The sequence below is a fragment of the Caballeronia sp. ATUFL_M2_KS44 genome (genome assembly GCF_023630965.1).
GTDB classification, from domain to species: domain Bacteria; phylum Pseudomonadota; class Gammaproteobacteria; order Burkholderiales; family Burkholderiaceae; genus Caballeronia; species Caballeronia concitans.
The window spans coordinates 159741-177249 of sequence record NZ_JALQEA010000020.1; the positions used below are offsets into that span (position 1 = coordinate 159741).

20 protein-coding genes are annotated in these 17509 nt (G+C 64.6%); 14 read left to right on the forward strand and 6 right to left on the reverse strand.

Features of this window, described 5'->3' with window-relative positions:
• Positions 1-16 precede the first annotated feature (16 nt).
• Both tsaE and NCR39_RS10855 read left to right on the forward strand, forming a co-directional pair.
• Entirely contained in the window at positions 17-604 is a 588-nt protein-coding gene (tsaE, locus tag NCR39_RS10850; protein ID WP_250452196.1) for a tRNA (adenosine(37)-N6)-threonylcarbamoyltransferase complex ATPase subunit type 1 TsaE, read from the forward strand.
• On the forward strand, positions 586-2124 hold the full coding sequence (locus NCR39_RS10855; RefSeq protein WP_250452197.1) for an N-acetylmuramoyl-L-alanine amidase: 1539 nt from the start codon (positions 586-588) through the stop codon (positions 2122-2124). The genes tsaE and NCR39_RS10855 overlap by 19 nt, the downstream gene beginning before the upstream one ends.
• A gap of 39 nt (positions 2125-2163) precedes the next feature.
• On the opposite strand, the gene NCR39_RS10860 is transcribed toward NCR39_RS10855, so the two are convergent.
• The gene (locus tag NCR39_RS10860) at positions 2164-3045 is read right to left on the reverse strand and encodes an EamA family transporter (protein WP_250452198.1); all 882 of its coding nucleotides are present in this window, start codon (positions 3043-3045) and stop codon (positions 2164-2166) included.
• A gap of 178 nt (positions 3046-3223) precedes the next feature.
• Positions 3224-3514 carry a hypothetical protein gene (locus tag NCR39_RS10865; protein WP_250452199.1) on the reverse strand — a complete coding sequence of 97 codons (291 nt, stop codon included), beginning with the start codon at positions 3512-3514 and terminating at the stop codon, positions 3224-3226.
• 192 nt (positions 3515-3706) lie between these two features.
• Between NCR39_RS10865 and NCR39_RS10870 the strand changes: the two genes are divergently transcribed.
• Both NCR39_RS10870 and trxA read left to right on the forward strand, forming a co-directional pair.
• Positions 3707-4606: a pirin family protein gene (locus tag NCR39_RS10870; protein WP_250452200.1), complete on the forward strand. Its 900-nt coding sequence runs from the start codon at positions 3707-3709 to the stop codon at positions 4604-4606.
• An 82-nt stretch (positions 4607-4688) separates the two neighbouring features.
• Positions 4689-5537, forward strand: coding sequence for a thioredoxin (trxA, locus tag NCR39_RS10875; RefSeq protein ID WP_250452201.1), 849 nt, complete (start codon positions 4689-4691; stop codon positions 5535-5537).
• 75 nt (positions 5538-5612) lie between these two features.
• Here the strand turns inward: trxA and NCR39_RS10880 are convergent, their stop codons facing one another.
• Positions 5613-6458 carry a tRNA threonylcarbamoyladenosine dehydratase gene (locus NCR39_RS10880; RefSeq protein ID WP_250452202.1) on the reverse strand — a complete coding sequence of 282 codons (846 nt, stop codon included), beginning with the start codon at positions 6456-6458 and terminating at the stop codon, positions 5613-5615.
• 277 nt (positions 6459-6735) lie between these two features.
• Between NCR39_RS10880 and pdxH the strand changes: the two genes are divergently transcribed.
• The 3 genes from pdxH to NCR39_RS10895 all read left to right on the forward strand — a co-directional run bounded on the left by pdxH (position 6736) and on the right by NCR39_RS10895 (position 9805).
• Positions 6736-7377, forward strand: a complete 642-nt coding sequence (gene pdxH / locus NCR39_RS10885) for a pyridoxamine 5'-phosphate oxidase (RefSeq protein ID WP_250452203.1) — start codon at positions 6736-6738, stop codon at positions 7375-7377.
• Positions 7378-7496: 119 nt separating this feature from the next.
• Positions 7497-8711, forward strand: coding sequence for a class I SAM-dependent methyltransferase (locus NCR39_RS10890; RefSeq protein WP_250452204.1), 1215 nt, complete (start codon positions 7497-7499; stop codon positions 8709-8711).
• A gap of 80 nt (positions 8712-8791) precedes the next feature.
• Positions 8792-9805, forward strand: coding sequence for a DUF72 domain-containing protein (locus tag NCR39_RS10895; protein ID WP_350029668.1), 1014 nt, complete (start codon positions 8792-8794; stop codon positions 9803-9805).
• Between the two features lie 7 nt (positions 9806-9812).
• On the opposite strand, the gene msrA is transcribed toward NCR39_RS10895, so the two are convergent.
• Positions 9813-10373 (reverse strand): peptide-methionine (S)-S-oxide reductase MsrA, encoded by a 561-nt coding sequence (gene msrA / locus NCR39_RS10900; RefSeq protein WP_250452205.1) that lies wholly within the window; start codon positions 10371-10373, stop codon positions 9813-9815.
• A 46-nt stretch (positions 10374-10419) separates the two neighbouring features.
• On the opposite strand from msrA, the gene NCR39_RS10905 reads away from it, so the two are divergent.
• Together NCR39_RS10905 and NCR39_RS10910 are read left to right on the forward strand one after the other, a co-directional pair.
• A complete protein-coding gene (locus NCR39_RS10905) occupies positions 10420-10662 on the forward strand; it encodes a hypothetical protein (RefSeq protein ID WP_250452206.1) in 243 nt (80 codons plus the stop codon).
• Entirely contained in the window at positions 10659-11171 is a 513-nt protein-coding gene (locus NCR39_RS10910; RefSeq protein WP_250452207.1) for a flavin reductase family protein, read from the forward strand. The genes NCR39_RS10905 and NCR39_RS10910 overlap by 4 nt, the downstream gene beginning before the upstream one ends.
• Before the next feature lie 19 nt (positions 11172-11190).
• Here the strand turns inward: NCR39_RS10910 and NCR39_RS10915 are convergent, their stop codons facing one another.
• Entirely contained in the window at positions 11191-11697 is a 507-nt protein-coding gene (locus NCR39_RS10915) for an Lrp/AsnC family transcriptional regulator (RefSeq protein WP_250452208.1), read from the reverse strand.
• Positions 11698-11830: 133 nt separating this feature from the next.
• On the opposite strand from NCR39_RS10915, the gene kynB reads away from it, so the two are divergent.
• From kynB to kynA, 3 genes are read left to right on the forward strand one after another with little or no spacing between them, the layout of a single operon-like run.
• A complete protein-coding gene (gene kynB / locus NCR39_RS10920) occupies positions 11831-12457 on the forward strand; it encodes an arylformamidase (protein ID WP_250452209.1) in 627 nt (208 codons plus the stop codon).
• A 26-nt stretch (positions 12458-12483) separates the two neighbouring features.
• Positions 12484-13734, forward strand: coding sequence for a kynureninase (kynU, locus tag NCR39_RS10925; protein WP_250452210.1), 1251 nt, complete (start codon positions 12484-12486; stop codon positions 13732-13734).
• A gap of 11 nt (positions 13735-13745) precedes the next feature.
• Positions 13746-14636 (forward strand): tryptophan 2,3-dioxygenase, encoded by an 891-nt coding sequence (gene kynA, locus NCR39_RS10930; protein WP_250452211.1) that lies wholly within the window; start codon positions 13746-13748, stop codon positions 14634-14636.
• 18 nt (positions 14637-14654) lie between these two features.
• Here kynA and NCR39_RS10935 read toward each other — a convergent pair whose 3' ends face one another.
• On the reverse strand, positions 14655-15464 hold the full coding sequence (locus tag NCR39_RS10935; protein ID WP_250452212.1) for an IclR family transcriptional regulator: 810 nt from the start codon (positions 15462-15464) through the stop codon (positions 14655-14657).
• Positions 15465-15568: 104 nt separating this feature from the next.
• Between NCR39_RS10935 and NCR39_RS10940 the strand changes: the two genes are divergently transcribed.
• Together NCR39_RS10940 and NCR39_RS10945 are read left to right on the forward strand one after the other, a co-directional pair.
• Positions 15569-16759, forward strand: a complete 1191-nt coding sequence (locus tag NCR39_RS10940; protein ID WP_250452213.1) for an acyl-CoA dehydrogenase — start codon at positions 15569-15571, stop codon at positions 16757-16759.
• A 234-nt stretch (positions 16760-16993) separates the two neighbouring features.
• Positions 16994-17296 carry an ElaB/YgaM/YqjD family protein gene (locus tag NCR39_RS10945; protein ID WP_040051137.1) on the forward strand — a complete coding sequence of 101 codons (303 nt, stop codon included), beginning with the start codon at positions 16994-16996 and terminating at the stop codon, positions 17294-17296.
• The last annotated feature ends 213 nt before the right edge of the window (positions 17297-17509 follow it).

Consider the following 17509-nt stretch of genomic DNA (forward strand, 5'->3'; position numbering starts at 1 on the left):
CGACATTTTACGAGCAATGCCCGAAAGCCCCGCACCATCGACATTCGATTCACCCGCCGCGCTTATCGAACGCCGCTTCGAATTGCGCGACGAAGCCGCGACGCTCGCGTTCGGTGAGCGCTTCGCGCGCGCCTTGGGCGAGACGCGGGCGCAGGCATCGGCTGAACCATTCCACGGCTTGCAAGTCCAGTTGATCGGCGACCTGGGCGCGGGCAAGACCACGCTCGTGCGCGCGACGCTGCGTGCGCTCGGTCATGCGGGCCGCGTGAAAAGCCCGACTTACACGCTCGTCGAGCCGTACTCGCTGCATACCGAAAGCGGTCCGCTCGACGTGTATCACTTCGATCTCTATCGCTTCGCCGATCCGGCCGAATGGGCCGATGCCGGTTTTCGCGAGTATTTCGACCGGGGCGCGTTGTGTCTCGTCGAATGGCCGCAGCAAGCGGGTGGCTTGCTCGGCGTGCCGGACCTCGTTTTCGCGCTGACGCTGCCGGACGGCGGCATCGCGCTAAACGAAACAACGCAAACGAACGAAGAAGAAGGCCGCGTGCTGACCGCGCGGGCGTTTAGCGAAACAGGAAAGACATGTCTCGAAAGATGCTGATCAAGCCGTTCCATTCGATCGAATCGAGCGCGAGCGCGCCGCACAACTGGCGCCGACGCCAGGTGCTGCGCGCGGGCGCATCGACGCTCGTGCTCGCGCTCGTCGCGCCGAAGCTCGCGCACGCGAGTTCCGTGCTCGGCGTGCGCGTGTGGCCCGCGCGCGATTACACGCGCGTGACCATCGAATCGGACCAGCCGCTCACCAACAGCAACCAGTTGCTTCAAGGACCGGACAGGCTCGTCGTCGATCTGAACGGCATCGATCTCGATCAGGCGCTGCGCGAACTCGTCTCGAAGATCACGCCGAACGATCCGCAGATTCAGGCGGTGCGCGTCGGGCAATATCAGCCGCATGTCGTGCGGATGGTGTTCGATCTCAAGGGTTCGGTGAAGCCGCAGGTGTTCACGCTCGGGCCGATCGGCAGCTACAAGTACCGGCTCGTGTTCGACCTGTATCCGGCCGTCGCGCCCGATCCGCTGATGGAGCTGCTCGCGCAGACCGAGCGCAAGCAGGAAGCGTTCGACCGCGCGAATCCGAATCCGTCCGCGCCGCCGCCCGCGACGCTTTCCGGCCCGGCTACCACGCAAAAGCCGCTCGCGCAGGATTCGACGGACGACTTTTTCCAGAAGTACGCGCAGGGCGATCTCTCGGACGACACGCCCGCGCCTTCCGTTCCGAAGCCGGCGATACCCGTGCCGACGCCCGCGCCGAAGCCGCGCGTCGCGCCGCCGGTCATCGCGAAGAAGAACGACGACGACGACAACGACCAGTTCGCGTTTTCCGCGCCGAAGCAGGATCGGTCGGGCACGACGCGCCTTCTGACCGTCGCGATCGATCCGGGTCACGGCGGCGAAGATCCCGGCGCGATCGGCGGCAGCGGCACGTATGAAAAGCACATCGCGCTCGATATCGCGAAGAAGCTGCGCGCGAAGATCGACGCCCAGCCGAACATGCGCGCGATGATGACCCGCGACGCCGACTTCTTCGTGCCGCTCAACGTGCGCGTGCAGAAGGCGCAGCGCGTCGGCGCGGACCTGTTCGTGTCGATTCACGCGGACGCGTTCACCACGCCCTCGGCGCGCGGCTCGTCGGTGTTCGCGTTGTCGGAGCACGGCGCGTCGAGCGCGGCGGCGCGCTGGATGGCGGCCAAGGAGAATTCGTCGGATCAGGTCGGCGGCATCAACGTGAAGACGCAGGACGCGAGCGTGAGCCGCGCGCTCTTCGACATGTCGACCACCGCGCAGATTCGCGATTCGATGCGCTACGGCAGTTTCGTGCTGAACGAGATCGGCGGCATCAACAAGCTGCACAAGGGATCGGTCGAGCAGGCGGGCTTCGCCGTGCTGAAAGCGCCGGATATTCCGTCGATCCTCGTCGAAACCGCGTTCATCAGCAATCCGGACGAGGAAGCGCGACTCAACGACGACGCGTATCGCGACAAGATGGCCAACGCGATCATGAAGGGCATCAAGCGGTATTTCGCGGCGAATCCGCCGCTCGCGAAGAGCCGCATGACCTGATGCGCCTTGAGCGGAGGCGCGAGCGCGCCTCCGCGAAACTCAACGCGCCGCCGACACGAACCGCTGCGCGATCCGCCCGCCGAACACGTTCACCGCGAGCCCCGCCATGACGAGCGCCGCGCCCGCGACTTCCATCGCGCTCATTCCTTCGTCCAGAAACAGCGCCGCCGACGCCAGCCCGATCACCGGCACGAGCAGCGAGAACGGCGCGACATGCCCCGCCGGATAACGCGCGAGCAGCTTGCCCCACAAGCTATAGCCGACGAGCGTCGCGACGAACGCGAGATAGCAGACCGCCAGCACCGACACGAGCGGAATGGCCGCGAGGCTCGACGCGATGCGCGCCGGGCCCTCGAAGATCAGCGAAAGCGCGAGGAACGGCAGCGGCGGAATCAGGCTCGCCCACACGACGAGCGACAGCAGATCCACCTTGCCCATGCGCTTGGTCGCGATATTGCCGAGCGCCCACATCGACGCCGCCCCGAGCGTGAACAGAAAGCCGGTGAGCGTCATGGCCTGGCCGCCGTGCATGCCGATCAGCGCGAGGCCCGCCGCCGCGATCACGAGGCCGATCACGTTCGCCGCGCGAATGCGCTCGCCTAGAAACATCGCGGCGAAGACGAGCGTGAAGAACGCCTGCGCCTGCAGCACGAGCGACGCTAGGCCCGCCGGCATGCCGACTGCCATGCCGTAGAAGAGCAACGCGAACTGCCCGAGCGAAATGGTGAGGCCGTAGGCGAAGAGCCATCGCAGCGGAATCTGCGGACGCTTCACGAAGAAAGCGGGCAAGGCCGCGAGCGCGAAACGCAGCGCGCCGAGCAGCATCGGCGGGACGCCATGCAGCCCCAGCTTGATGACGACGAAGTTCACGCCCCACGCAAAAATGACCACCGTTGCAATCAGCAAATCCTTCGGCGACATCGCCACTCTCCTTTTTCGCGCGCAAAAGGCGCAATCGGACGAGTGTAGCGAAGCGGCGTTGCGAAGGATTGTGAAAAACTGCGCTCGATGTGGGATTGGCGGGATCGACTGAAAAAACGAAAAGCGCCCGCACCGCCGAACGGCACGGGCGCTTCACGCGCTCCCGAAGGCGCTGCGCTTACTTGCTCTGGCCGGATTCCGCGCCCGCGTCGTTGCCGGTTTCGGCGGCCGGCGTCTTCTTGGTCGCCGCCGACGACTGCGTGCCGTGCTTGCGCATCTTGTGGTGCTTCTTCGTCGTCGTGCCGGACGTGCCCATCGATGCGTCGCCGCCCTGCGTGGCAGCCGCGCCCGTGTCGCCGCCCATGGCAGCCGACGAATTGCCCGACGAGGTCTGCGCAAACGCGCCCGTGGCGGCCGTTGCAGTGAAAAGGCCCGCGGCGATGGCGATCAACAGCTTGTTCTTGCTCATTGTTTCCCTCTCCTATCAAGATTGCGCGACCTGCACGCATGCTTCAAAAAAGCGCGGCCGGTCACGACCGCACGGAACGTTGGAAGGGCCGGCGCACGCGGCACCGCCAGCAATGCGCCGCTTCGCGGCCACCGGTAGAATCGACAGTTCAGGTGCGCCATTCCGGCGCCCGCCTTCATCCGGTGAACCGCCATGTCCTCGACGATTCGCGCGCAGTTGAAACCTCACGAACACGATGTCGGCGGCCTCATGGTGAGACGCGTCCTTCCCGCGCTCGCCGCACGCACCGTCGGACCCTTCATCTTCTTCGACCACATCGGACCCGCAACCCTCGTGCCCGGCAAGGGCCTCGACGTGCGGCCGCATCCGCATATCGGGCTCGCCACGGTCACGTATCTGTTCGACGGCGCGATCATGCATCGCGACAGCGTCGGCTCCGTGCAGAAGATCGTGCCCGGCGATGTCAACTGGATGACCGCCGGGCGCGGCATCGTCCATTCGGAGCGCACGCCCGACGAAGAGCGCGCGAACGGCCAGTCGATGCACGGCATCCAGACGTGGGTTGCGCTGCCGGTCGCGAGCGAGGACGTCGAGCCGTCGTTCGAGCATCACGCGGCGGCGACGCTGCCGCAAATCGAGCGCGACGGCGTCACGCTGCGCGTGATCGCGGGCAGCGCGTTCGGCGCGACCGCCCCGACGCGCACCTTCTCGCCGACGCTCTACGTCGCCGCGCACTTCGCCGCCGGCAGCGAACTCACGCTCGATGCGGAGCACGAGGAACGCGGCGTGTATCTCGTCGATGGCGACCTGTCGATCGACGGCGAACCCGCCGCGCCGCAGCAAATGTCGCTGCTGACGCCGGGCGCGTCGGTGCGGCTCGCAAGCGCGGGCGGCGCGGTCGTGATGCTGCTCGGCGGCGCGCCGCTCGACGGCACGCGCTTCATCGAATGGAACTTCGTGTCCAGTTCAAAGGACAAGATCGAAGCGGCGAAACAGGCCTGGAGCGAACAGCGCATGGGCGACGTTCCCGGCGAAACCGAATTCATCCCGCTGCCGCCGCCGCGCCGGGAATCGCGCGCGCCCGAGGCATGAGGCGTGCGAAGGCCATTGACAGGCCCGGGCGTCGTCCCCATCTAAGAATTTCGAGATAGTTCGCCAGCAGAGGAGAGAACGCATGGATACCACCCTTGCCACATTCGAGAACGACGTGATCAACGCGTCGATGCTCGCGCCCGTCGTCGTGGATTTCTGGGCGCCCTGGTGCGGCCCCTGCAAGACGCTCGGCCCGATGCTGGAAAGGCTCGAAGCCGAAGCCGGCGGCAAATGGAAGCTCGTGAAGGTGAATGTCGACGAGAGCCCGGAACTCTCGCAGCACTTTCAGGTGCGCAGCATTCCGCACGTGATCGCGTTCGCGGACGGGCATCCGGTCGATCAGTTCATCGGCGTGCTGCCCGAAGGCGAGTTGCGCGCGTTCCTCGACAAGCTCGTGCCCGATGGCGCCGATACCGAGCGCCGCGCCGCGCACAACGCGTGGGCGACGGGCAAGCGCAAGGAGGCGATCGATCGCATCAAGGCCGCGCTCGCGCTCGATCCCGGCTACGACGACGCCCGCCTCGACCTGATCGAATGGCTGCTCGCGGAGCGGCGCATCGACGAGGCGAAGGAAGAGGACAAGCTGCTTTCGCCGAAGACGACGCAGGGCATCGACGCGCGCTACAACGCGCTGAAAACCGAACTCGACGCCGCCGACGCCGCCGCCGACCTTCCGCCCGCCGACGCGCTGATCGACGCCGTCAACGCGAATCCCGACGATCTCGAAGCGCGCTTCGCGCTCGCCAACCGGCTGATCGCGGGCCGCGACTATGCGGGCGCGCTGGAGCATCTGCTCGCCATCGTCGAGCGCGACCGCGCTTTCATGGACGATGTCGGCCGCAAGACGATGCTGTCGGTGTTCGAACTGGCGTCGAATCAGCCCGATCTCGTGTCGCACTGGCGGCGCCGGCTGAGCATGGCGATCAACTGATCGCTTTATTACCCGCTGAAACGAGAACGGCCAGCTAAATTAGCTGGCCGTTTTTTCGTCCGCATCAGGCGCCGATCACGCCGCCCGCTTCGCCAGTTCGCGCAGCACGAACGCCGCAGCCGCGAAGCCGAAGCTGGCGGTCACGCACACGCTCGACCCGAACCCCGCGCAATTCAGCCCGACCGGACCCGCGTAATTCGCGCCCGTTTCCAGATGCTCCGCGCCCTGGCTGATGTCGCACGCGGGCGCGTCGGGATAGATCAGCGGCTCGTCCGAATACACCGCGCTCACCTTGAAACGCGACTTCGGCCCGCGCGGAAAGCCGTGCTGCTTGCGCAACTGGCCGCGCACCTTCGAAAGCAGCGGGTCCTGAATGGTGAGCGCGAGATCGTCGATGCGGATGCGCGTCGGATCGAGCTGCCCGCCCGCGCCGCCCACGGTGATGAGCGCCTGCTTGCGCGCGACGCACCACGCGATCAGCGCGGTCTTGGTGCGCACGCTGTCGATCGCATCGACGATGAAGTCGAAGCCGCCGCCAAGCGTCGCATCGAAATTGCCGGGTTCGACGAAGTCCTCGATCTGCCGCACGTCGCACGCCGGATCGATCAGCGCGATGCGTTCGGCCATCGCGGTCACTTTCGCCTTGCCGTAGTTGCCGTCGAGCGCGTGAATCTGCCGGTTCGTGTTGCTTTCGGCGACGTTGTCGAGATCGATCAGCGTGAGCTTGCCGACCGCGCTGCGCGCAAGCGCTTCCGCCACCCACGACCCCACGCCGCCGATGCCGATCACCGCGACATGCGCGCGTTCGAACGCGTCGAGCGCGCGCGCGCCGTACAAGCGCGCGATGCCGCCGAAGCGCCGCTCGCGGTCGGCCAGGTCTTCAGCGGATAGCGTGGCGGTGGTGGCGTCGGATGGAGTCATGGCAGGTTACAAGTGATTGACGCACGGAAAGTACGCCCAGCAAGGCTTACAGGCGGCTGTCGCGCACAAAAAGTTCGCAGTCCGTCCATGCAAAATGCGGCCGAATTGCGTATTCTGCCTTATCGATACCGAAGACGTGATAGCCGCACCCGATGCCATTGGAGAAATATGTCTCAGATATCCGAAGCTTTGACGACGATCATTGCAAGCCTGGCGTAATCGGGGCAAGAACGTTTCACCTTGGCTATACTGACGCGACTGTAGCGTTTGCATAAAAATGACGACCCTAGCAGACCTCCGTAAAGACTATTCGCGCGGCGCGCTCGACGCCGCCCATGTCGATTCCAATCCGGTGAGCCAGTTCCAGACCTGGTTCGCCCAGGCGCTCGACGCCAAACTGCCCGAACCCAATGCCATGACGCTCGCCACCGTCGATGCACGAGGCCGCCCGTCCGCGCGCATCGTGCTGATCAAGGGCGTCGACGATCGCGGCTTCGTTTTTTTTACCAATTACGATAGCCGCAAGGGCCGCGAGATCGCGGAGAACCCTGCTGCCAGTCTGCTGTTTCACTGGATCGAACTCGAGCGTCAGGTGCGCATCGAGGGCACGGTCGTGAAAACGAGCGACGCGGAAAGCGATGCCTACTACGCGTCGCGTCCGCTCGGCTCGCGCATCGGCGCATGGGCGTCGGATCAGAGCCAGCCGATCGACAGCCGCGAAACGCTCGAAGCGCGCGAACGCGAGATGATCGCGCGATACGGCGACGCGCCGCCGCGCCCGCCGCATTGGGGCGGCTACCGGCTCGTGCCCGACACCATCGAATTCTGGCAGGGGCGGCCGTCGCGGCTGCACGATCGCATCGTCTATACGCGCGACAGCGCGAACGGCCCGTGGCGCATCACGCGGCTCGCACCGTAACGCAAGCGCATCGGCAGGCGGCCTGAACAGACCGCCCGGCGCACGGCAGGACGCGACACGGCAACGAACATGAAGGCGCGAGCCTTCACCTTGGATTTTCTTAGCGCGGAGAAACAAGCATGTTCTGGGAGAAGAAGCTGACGCAATGGGTGGAGGAAGTGCGGGAGAGGGCCAATCTGCCCGCGCGCCTCGTGCTGTGGGACGGGCAGCAGCACGATTTCGGCCGCTTCGCCGCGCCTCAGGTGACGCTGCACGTAAAGAGCGCGACCGCGCTGCCCTATCTTCTCGAACCGAGCCTCGACAATCTCGGCGAAGCGTATGTGAAGGGCAAGATCGATATCGAGGGCAAGCTCTCGGACATCATCGACATCGGCTATTCGCTTGCCAAAAGCACCGTCACGAACGCCGGCAAGCTCGCCCGCGTGCGACGCTACTTCACTCACTCGAAGGCGTCGGACAGGAAAGCCATCCAGTATCACTACGACGTGTCGAACGAGTTCTATCAGCTCTGGCTCGACAAGAACATGGTGTACTCCTGCGCGTATTTCGAGAACGGCGACGAAGACCTCGCCACCGCGCAGATCAAGAAGATCGACCACATTCTCACCAAGATTCAGGTGCAGCCGGGGCACCGTCTGCTCGATATCGGCTGCGGATGGGGCGCGCTCGTCATTCGCGCGGCGCAGAAGTTCGGCGCGCAATGCGTGGGCGTCACGCTCTCGGAAAACCAGTTCAAGCTCGCGACGCAGCGCGTGAAAGACGCCGGCCTCGAAGGCCAGATCGAAATCCGGCTGCAGGACTATCGCGACGTGCCGGGACAGTTCGACCGCATCACGAGCGTCGGCATGTTCGAGCACGTCGGGCGCAAGAATCTGCCCGGTTATTTCGCGAAGATGCACGATCTGCTCGCCGATGACGGCGTCGCGATGAATCACGGCATCACGTCCTCGGATGCCGACAGCGGCGAGACGTCGCTGGGCGGCGGCGAGTTCATCGACAAGTACGTGTTCCCCGACGGCGAGCTGCCGCATATCAGCCTCGCGCTCGAAAGCATGCAGCGCGGCGGGCTGGAGGCGGTGGACGTCGAAAGCCTGCGCCGCCATTACGCGCACACGCTCGATCTCTGGGCGGACAGCTTCGAGACGCACGCGGAAGAGGCGAAGAAGCTCGTCGATGACGAAAAATTCCGCATCTGGCGCGTGTACCTGGCGGGCTGCGCGTATGCGTTCGAAAACGACGACGTGTCGATCTATCAGGTCGTCTGCCGCAAAGCCGGCCGCAGCGCGAAGACGCTGCCGTGGTCGCGCCGTTATATGTACGAGAAGCCGCTCTGAACCAGCCGCAAACGCTGATCGACACCGGCGCGGACGACGACGAACAGTTCGACCTGTTCGGGTCCGCCGCGCCGGATTCCGTGGCGAAACCAACCAAGCCGGCCAAGTCGACCCAGTCGACCAAGCCGCGCGGCGTCCTGCCCGCGCCGATGCAGCCCGAACTGGAAGCGATTGCGCATCGATTGCCGACGGGCGTTCGTCTCGGCACATCGACGTGGTCGTTTCCGGGCTGGCGCGGCATCGTCTACGGCGACGATTATTCGAACACCAAACTGTCGCGCGACGGCCTCGCCGCCTACGCCGCGCATCCGCTATTGAAGAGCGTGTCGATCGACCGCTCGTTCTACGCGCCGCTGTCGCTCGCGGAATACGCGCGGTATGCATCGCAGGTGCCGGCGCATTTTCGCTTCATCGTGAAGGCGCCCGCCTCCATCACCGATGCCTTCATTCGCGGCGAACGCGGCGCGCCCGCTTCCGACAACCCCGCGTTCCTGAACGCGCAAATTGCCATCGACGAATTCGTGACGCCGTGCATCGGCGGACTCGGCGAGAAGGCGGGCGCGCTCGTGTTCCAGATTCCGCCGCTGCCGGACGCGATGATCGTCGAACCGTCGCGTTTCACCGACCGGCTCGCGGCATTTCTCGGCGCGCTGCCGCCGCTCGAAGGCGACGCGTGCTACGCCGTCGAACTGCGCGACGCGGTGATGCTGACGCCGCGCTTCATCCGAACGCTCCGCGATGCGAACGTGCGGTACTGCATCGGCGTGCACGCGCGCATGCCGGACGTGCGTCGACAGGCAAAGGCGCTGGCGCTGCTGGACGAAGACGGGATGGGACCGCTCGTCGTGCGCTGGAGTTTGCACAGCGGCTTTCGGTACGAGCAGGCGAAGGCGAAGTACGAGCCGTTCGACAGAATCGTCGATGAAGATTTGGACACGCGGCAAGCGTTGGCCGAACTGGCCGCGCAATACGCGATCGCGGGCCAGCCGGTGGTGATCGCGGCGAACAATAAGGCGGAAGGCTCCGCGCCGCTGACGTGCTTCGAGCTGGCGCGCGGCATCGCAACGGAGTGCGAGCGCGCGCAGTCGAATTAATGAAGCATCACGCTTTCAGCCGATGCGCGAACTTCTTGCGGAACTTGGCGACCTTCGGCCCGACGATCGCCGCGCAATAACCCTGATTCGGATGCTGCGCGAAAAAGTTCTGGTGATACGCCTCGGCGGGATAGTAATCGTCGGCGAGCGGCGTGACTTCGGTGACGATCTTGCCGCCGTAAATGTCCTCGCGCTGAAGCTCGTCGATCACTTCGAGCGCAATCCTGCGCTGCTCGTCCGAATGCGTGAACACCGCCGAGCGATACTGCGTGCCGACATCGTTGCCCTGGCGATTGAGCTGCGTCGGATCGTGCGTCGCGAAGAAAATCTCCAGAATCTCGCGATAGCCGATGACATCCGGATCGAACACGACCTTCACGACTTCCGCGTGGCCGGTGTCGCCCTCGCAAACCTGCTCGTACGACGGATTCACCACCTGGCCGCCCGCATAGCCCGATTCCACGGATTCCACGCCTTCCACCGCCAGAAACACGGCTTCGGTGCACCAGAAACAACCGCCGCCGAGCGTCGCGGTTTCGAGTCTCTTCTGTGCGTTTTGCTGGGTCATGCCTGCTCCTCGTCACGTTCGTGCGGCCACGCCGCGGACCATCCATATGGATGCGCGCCGCCGCTTCTTCAATGAAAACGAGCTTACCGGCTTTTGCAAAGCGGCGTTGGCCACACTGTCCGTGCTGGCTTATGGCGGCTTCCGACGGCCGATTCCGCTAGAATCGACACAAATCTACAGCTTTTTTATGCCTTCAGAAACAGTCGTTCCGACAGAGGCGCGACGCGCGGCCGGCTCGGCGGCACACGACACACTCGACCGTTCACTCGCCCGCATAGTTGCCAAATGACACGCGCCAAAGCCCCGAATTTCGATCCCACCGCTTTCCGCGCCGCGCTCGGCCAGTTTGCCACCGGCGTGACCGTCATCACCACGCGCACCGAATCCGGCCAGCTGATCGGCATCACCGCGAGTTCGTTCAATTCCGTTTCGCTCGATCCGCCGCTCGTGCTGTGGAGTCTCGCGACGCGCTCGGCGTCGATGCCCGTTTTCCGGTCGAATAGCCATTACGTCGTGAACGTGCTGGCGGCTTCTCAAATCGATCTGTGCCGGCGCTTCGCCACGGTCAAGGGCGACCGCTTCGCGGGCGTGTCGCACGCAGCGGGCGATACCGGCATGCCCGTGCTCGACGGCGCGCTCGCCTGGTTCGAATGCCACAATCGCAGCCGCTACGACGAAGGCGATCACGTGATCTTCGTCGGCGAAGTGGAACGCTGCGGCGTGCGCGAGAACGCGTCCGAAGTCGCGCCGCTCGTGTTTCAGGCGGGCGGATTCCACACAGTCGGACCGCTCGAATGACGCGCGGCGGCGCGCGAACTCAGGCGTGCGGCGCGCCGCGCGCCGGCTGATCGATCAGCGCGACGGGTACGCCCGCGTCGTCCTTCATGGTCTGCAACACGATGTTCGAACGAATGTCGATCACGCCCGGCGCCTTATAGAGCTTCGTCAGGATGAAATCGGAGTAGTGCTTGAGGTTGTGCGCGAGCACGCGCAGCACGTAATGCGTGTCGCCGGTCACGACGAACGCGCCGACCACTTCCGGCCATTCGCGCACCGCCGCCGCGAACTTCTCGTGCCAGTTTTCCTGATCGTTGCGCATGGAAACGTGGACGAACGCCTCCAGTTCGATGCCCAGCCGTTCCCGATCCAGACACGCGCGATAACTCGCGATCACGCCTTCTTCTTCGAGCAGGCGCATTCGGCGCAGGCACGCCGACGGCGAAAGCGAAATGCGCTCCGCCAGGTCCAGGTTGCTGATCCGTCCATCTTCCTGCAATACCGCCAGAATTCGGCAATCCGTTGCATCGAGCGTGAATCCGGTCACTTTTTAGCCTCCTAGCCCGTTTCATCGAATTATGTTCTAGTCAGAACGTTTTTGGGTGGTTATTTTGCAAGCACCTTTCGGAATTGGACGGCTATGATTTGACGCATATCCACACTCTCTGCTAGGCCGCGCCATGACGCTTCTCGACATCTCCGCGCCCGTCGCCATGGGCACGCCGGTCTGGCCGGGCGACACGCCTGTGAACATCGAGCGCGTCTGGCGGATGGAAGCGGGTTCGCCCGTGAACGTCGGGCGCGTCACGCTTTCGCCGCACACCGGCACGCACGCCGATGCCCCGCTCCACTACGACGCCGGCGGCGCCGCGATCGGCGCGGTCGATCTGGACACGTACATCGGCGCGTGCCGGGTCGTGCACTGCATCGGCGCGAAGCCGCTCGTCACGCCGGACATGCCCGCCGCGCATCTGCACGACGCCCCGCCCCGCATTCTCCTGCGCACCTACGCCCGCGCGCCGCTCGACGCGTGGGACAGCGCGTTCTGCGCGGTCGCGCCCGAAACCATCGATTTGCTCGCGGACAACGGCGTGCGGCTCGTCGGCATCGACACGCCTTCGCTCGATCCGCAGGAATCGAAAACGATGGACGCGCATCGCCGCATCCGCGCGCATCGCATGGCGATTCTCGAAGGCCTCGTGCTCGATGCCGTCGCGCCCGGCGACTACGAACTGATCGCGCTGCCGCTCAAATTCGCGACGCTCGATGCAAGCCCCGTGCGCGCCGCCCTTCGTCCGCTCCGCTAACTATCCGCCACAACATGGACTTTTCGATGAAACATCGTGACGATGCCGCCGCGCTCGACCGCGACGACCCGCTCGGCGCATTGCGCGCCCAGTTCGCGCTCGCCGACGGCGTGATCTATCTCGACGGCAACTCGCTCGGCGTGCCGCCCAAAGCCGCGGCCGCGCGCGCCGCCGGCGTGATCGGCGGCGAATGGGGCGAAGGGCTGATCCGAAGCTGGAACACGGCCGGCTGGTTCGCCATGCCGAAGCGCCTCGGCAACAAGCTCGCGCCGCTGATCGGCGCGGGCGAAGACGAAGTCGTCGTCACGGACACGATTTCATCGAACCTGTTCAAGGTGCTGTCGGCGGCGCTGAAGCTCGCGAACGAGCGCGACCCGAAGCGCCGCGTGATCGTCTCCGAACGGTCGAACTTCCCGAGCGATCTGTACATCGCGCAGGGCTTGATCGAGCAACTGGATCGCGGCTATGAACTGCGTCTCGTCGATGACGCCGCCGAGCTTCCCGCCGCCATCGACGAACACACCGCCATCGCGATGATCACGCACGTGAACTATCGCACCGGTTACATGCACGACATGGCCGCGCTCACCGAAACGATGCATCGCGCGGGCGCGCTCGCCGTCTGGGACCTCGCGCATTCGGCGGGCGCGGTGCCGGTCGATCTGAACGGCGTCGGCGCGGACTACGCGGTCGGCTGCACGTACAAATATCTGAACGGCGGACCCGGATCGCCCGGCTTCGTGTGGGTGCCGAAGCGCCATCAAGCCGCGTTCTCGCAACCGCTTTCGGGTTGGTGGGGCCACAAAAAGCCGTTCGAGATGGACCCGGTTTATCGGCCGGACGCGGGCATCGCGCGCTTTCTGTGCGGCACGCAGCCGATCGTTTCGATGGCGCTCGTCGAATGCGGACTCGATGTCTTCCTGCAAACCGACATGCAGGCGCTGCGGCGAAAGTCGCTGGCGCTCGCCGATCTGTTCATCGCGCTCGTGGAAGCGCGCTGCGCCGATTTTCCGCTCTCGCTCGCGACGCCGCGCGATCACGCGCGACGCGGCTCGCACGTGAGCTTCGAGCATCCGCAAGGCTATGAAGTGATGCAGGCGCTGATCGCGCGCGGCGTGATCGGCGATTATCGCGAGCCGCGCATTCTGCGCTTCGGCTTCACGCCGCTCTACACGCGTTTCGTCGATGTCTGGGACGCCGTCGAAGTCCTGCGCGACGTGCTCGCGACCGAAAGCTGGCGCGCGCCGGAATTCGCCGAACGCGCATCGGTGACCTGAGGATTGCGATCATGAGCGAAACGCAAGGTTGTCCGTTCGGCCATGGTGCGGCGGGATCGGTGACGTCGGCGGGATCGGAAAAAGAAGGCTGGCACGACGCCAGGCTCGATTTCTCCGATTCCATGAGCTACGGCGATTATCTCGGCCTCGATGCGATTCTCAACGCGCAGCATCCGCTGTCGCCGGATCACAACGAGATGCTGTTCATCGTGCAGCATCAGACGAGCGAACTGTGGATGAAGCTCGCGCTCTACGAACTGCGCGCGGCGCTGGATTCCGTTCATCGCGATGAACTGCCGCCCGCGTTCAAGATGCTCGCGCGCGTCTCGCGGATTTTCGAGCAACTCGTGCAAGCGTGGAACGTGCTCGCGACCATGACGCCTTCCGAATACACCGCGATGCGGCCGTATCTGGGCGCGTCGTCGGGATTTCAGTCGCATCAGTATCGGCAGATCGAGTTTCTGCTCGGCAACAAGAATGTGCAGATGTTGAAGCCGCACGCGCACAGGCCGGAGATTCTCGGGCAGGTGCGCGAGACGCTCGAAGCGCCTTCGTTCTACGACGAAGTCATTCGCCTGCTCGCGCGGCGCGGCTTCGACATTGCGCCCGAGCGGCTGAATCGCGACTGGACGCAGCCGACCACGCACGATGCATCGGTCGAAGCGGCGTGGCTCGAGGTGTATCGCAATCCGTCGGAGCACTGGGAGTTGTACGAGATGGCCGAGGAACTCGTCGATCTCGAAGACGCGTTCCGGCAATGGCGCTTTCGCCATGTGACGACGGTCGAGCGGATCATAGGCTTCAAGCAGGGCACGGGCGGCACGGCGGGCGCGCCGTATTTGCGCAAGATGCTCGATGTCGTGCTGTTTCCGGAGCTTTGGCACGTCCGGACCGTGCTTTGACCGCTCGACCGGCGCGGTTCAGCCGAGCCGCGCGGCCAGCGCCTTCAGCTTCGGGCCGATGATCTCGCGGAAATAAGCCTCGTCCATCGACGATGCCGGTCCGCTGCTGCTCAGCACGAGCCATCGGCCATTGCGCACGTCGCGAAACGGCGCGGCGATCGCGTTGACGTCGTCGTGCCACTCGCGAAACGAATAGCAGCAGCCGTCGCGCGCGTAATCGCCGATGGCGCGCTTCGCCGCTTCGACACGTTGCGCGCCTTCCGCGCCCGCCGCTTGCCCCAATTCTTCCAGCAACGCCGCGCGCGCCGCCGGTTCCTGCACCGCGAGATAGGCGCGGCCCATCGAACTCGTGAGCATCGACAGGCGCGATCCGGGCGCGAGCCCGAGCGTCAGCGCCGTCTCGCTGCGGATGGTGTCCAGATAGATCATGTCGAGCCCGTCGCGGCATCCGAGCGATACCGCCGCCCCGATGTCCCGCGCCAGCGCGCGCATGTGCGGACGCGCGAATTCGAGCGAATCCGCGCCCGCGAGCAGCGCGAAGCCGAGCGACAGCACGCCGGTGTCGAGCGCGTACTTGCCGGCGGCGTCGTCGAAGCGCAAATAGCCGAGCGTCGCGAGCGTATAAGCCAGGCGGTTGACCGTTGCTTTCGGCAATCCGGTGCGCTCGACGAAATCGCGATTGCCGAGCAAGGTTTCGCCGGGCCGAAATGCGCGCAATATGTCCAGACCGCGCGCAAGTGCGACGACGAAGCGGCGCTCGTCGATGTCGTCAGCAGCGACACGGCGCGACGATTTCACTGCGGGCTTGCGACTGTTGGCGGATTCCATCAAATGCTAAACTCGGAGTTCGTTTTGCAGAACATTGTTTCGCATAGCGGAACACGCGTCAAGCGCCGCGCGTTGACGCGTCAACACTACATCGGAGAACGCACATGGCCGACGCCGCCCGTTTCAACTGGGAAGACCCGCTGCTTTTGGATCAGCAACTGAACGAAGACGAACGCATGGTGCGGGACGCCGCGCGCGCCTACGCGCAGGACAAGCTGCAGCCGCGCGTCATGCAGGCGTTTCGCGAGGAAAAGACCGATCCGGCGATCTTTCGCGAAATGGGCGAACTCGGGCTGCTCGGCCCGACGATTCCCGAGCAATACGGCGGGCCGGGGCTCAACTACGTCAGCTACGGGCTGATCGCGCGGGAAGTGGAGCGCGTGGATTCGGGTTATCGCTCGATGATGTCGGTGCAATCGTCGCTCGTCATGGTGCCGATTTACACGTTCGGCAGCGACGCGCAAAAGGAAAAATATCTGCCGAAGCTCGCGCGCGGCGAGTGGATCGGCTGCTTCGGACTGACCGAGCCGAACGCGGGCTCCGACCCGGCCAGCATGACGACGCGCGCGAAGAAAGTGCAGAACGGCTTCTCGCTGTCCGGCACGAAGATGTGGATTTCGAACTCGCCGATCGCGGATGTCTTCGTCGTCTGGGCGAAGCTCGAAGAGGACGGTCGCGACGAGATTCGCGGCTTCATCCTCGAAAAAGGCTGGAAGGGACTGTCCGCGCCCGCGATTCACGGCAAGGTCGGGCTGCGCGCGTCGATCACCGGCGAGGTCGTGATGGACGAGGTCTTCGTCCCGCAAGAAAACATCCTGCCGAACGTGCGCGGACTGAAAGGTCCGTTCACGTGCCTCAATTCGGCGCGTTACGGCATCTCGTGGGGCGCGCTCGGCGCCGCGGAATCGTGTTGGCACACGGCCAGGCAATACACGCTCGATCGCAAGCAGTTCGGTCGCCCGCTTGCCGCAAATCAACTGATTCAGAAGAAACTCGCCGACATGCAGACGGAAATCACGCTCGGACTGCAAGGCGTGCTGCGCCTCGGCCGGATGAAGGACGAAGGCACGGCGGCCGTCGAAATCACGTCGATCATGAAGCGCAATTCCTGCGGCAAGGCGCTGGAGATTGCCCGGCTCGCGCGCGACATGCTGGGCGGCAACGGCATTTCGGATGAGTTCGGCGTCGCGCGTCATCTCGTGAATCTCGAAGTCGTGAACACCTACGAAGGCACGCACGACATCCACGCGCTCATTCTCGGCCGCGCGCAGACGGGCATTCAGGCGTTCTTCTGAGAACGACGGCAATCGTTTTGTAACTTTCGATTCGCCGCTGAAACTTTTACGGGACAGATCGCCTCCATTCTGCACGGTGTCGAACTATCGACGAAGGCGGCGCGAAAGCGCCCTTGCGCCGCCATAAACGGGGCTGGAACGAAAACTGCGTGACTTGCGCCGCAGTCGAGCCTCCTCGTCAGCGATGGCATCTTTGGTTACGATTCCCCGTAGCCTCACCGATTGGAGCCTTTAATGTCAGAAATCAATAAGGAGCAGTTCATGTCAGACATCAAAAGCGTTCTCGCTGACGCCGAAGACCTTCTGAAACAAGCCGCCGCAGCGACGGGCGAGCGCGCTTCGGAACTGCGCGAAACCGCGATGACGCGTCTCAAGCAAGCCAAGGAAAAGGCCGCCGATGCGCAGGTCGTCGTGATCGAGCGCGGCAAGAAAGCTGCGCGCGCCACCGATGATTACGTGCACGAGCATCCGTGGGCGTCGATCGGTATCGCGGCGGGCATCGGCATGGTCATCGGTCTCCTCATCAATCGCCGGTAAGCGTTTCGCGCGGGCCGCGTTCGATTCGAAGCGCGCTTTTCGAACAATGGCCCGCCGTTTGCTGAGGCGGTAACCGAAACGATCCGGACCTTCCGGACGGATCAACTCAACGAACCGCGAGCGCCCTGCCCGGGCACGCGGCTCGACATTCGCGCCGGCCGGCTGCCTCGTGCACCGGCCGGGACCACCAAGGCCGAACCCAACGCGCTCCCG

What these genes read in the sequence shown, in the direction of transcription:
- trxA (WP_250452201.1), top strand. Translation starts at nt 4,689, where the DNA reads ATGGATACCACCCTTGCCACATTCGAGAACGACGTGATCAACGCGTCG.
- NCR39_RS10865 (WP_250452199.1), bottom strand. Translation starts at nt 3,514, where the DNA reads ATGAGCAAGAACAAGCTGTTGATCGCCATCGCCGCGGGCCTTTTCACT.
- kynB (WP_250452209.1), top strand. Translation starts at nt 11,831, where the DNA reads ATGACGCTTCTCGACATCTCCGCGCCCGTCGCCATGGGCACGCCGGTC.
- NCR39_RS10935 (WP_250452212.1), bottom strand. Translation starts at nt 15,464, where the DNA reads ATGGAATCCGCCAACAGTCGCAAGCCCGCAGTGAAATCGTCGCGCCGT.
- NCR39_RS10870 (WP_250452200.1), top strand. Translation starts at nt 3,707, where the DNA reads ATGTCCTCGACGATTCGCGCGCAGTTGAAACCTCACGAACACGATGTC.
- kynA (WP_250452211.1), top strand. Translation starts at nt 13,746, where the DNA reads ATGAGCGAAACGCAAGGTTGTCCGTTCGGCCATGGTGCGGCGGGATCG.
- NCR39_RS10905 (WP_250452206.1), top strand. Translation starts at nt 10,420, where the DNA reads ATGGATGCGCGCCGCCGCTTCTTCAATGAAAACGAGCTTACCGGCTTT.
- tsaE (WP_250452196.1), top strand. Translation starts at nt 17, where the DNA reads ATGCCCGAAAGCCCCGCACCATCGACATTCGATTCACCCGCCGCGCTT.
- NCR39_RS10890 (WP_250452204.1), top strand. Translation starts at nt 7,497, where the DNA reads ATGTTCTGGGAGAAGAAGCTGACGCAATGGGTGGAGGAAGTGCGGGAG.
- NCR39_RS10855 (WP_250452197.1), top strand. Translation starts at nt 586, where the DNA reads ATGTCTCGAAAGATGCTGATCAAGCCGTTCCATTCGATCGAATCGAGC.
- NCR39_RS10945 (WP_040051137.1), top strand. Translation starts at nt 16,994, where the DNA reads ATGTCAGAAATCAATAAGGAGCAGTTCATGTCAGACATCAAAAGCGTT.
- kynU (WP_250452210.1), top strand. Translation starts at nt 12,484, where the DNA reads ATGAAACATCGTGACGATGCCGCCGCGCTCGACCGCGACGACCCGCTC.
- pdxH (WP_250452203.1), top strand. Translation starts at nt 6,736, where the DNA reads ATGACGACCCTAGCAGACCTCCGTAAAGACTATTCGCGCGGCGCGCTC.
- NCR39_RS10880 (WP_250452202.1), bottom strand. Translation starts at nt 6,458, where the DNA reads ATGACTCCATCCGACGCCACCACCGCCACGCTATCCGCTGAAGACCTG.
- NCR39_RS10910 (WP_250452207.1), top strand. Translation starts at nt 10,659, where the DNA reads ATGACACGCGCCAAAGCCCCGAATTTCGATCCCACCGCTTTCCGCGCC.
- NCR39_RS10940 (WP_250452213.1), top strand. Translation starts at nt 15,569, where the DNA reads ATGGCCGACGCCGCCCGTTTCAACTGGGAAGACCCGCTGCTTTTGGAT.
- NCR39_RS10860 (WP_250452198.1), bottom strand. Translation starts at nt 3,045, where the DNA reads ATGTCGCCGAAGGATTTGCTGATTGCAACGGTGGTCATTTTTGCGTGG.
- msrA (WP_250452205.1), bottom strand. Translation starts at nt 10,373, where the DNA reads ATGACCCAGCAAAACGCACAGAAGAGACTCGAAACCGCGACGCTCGGC.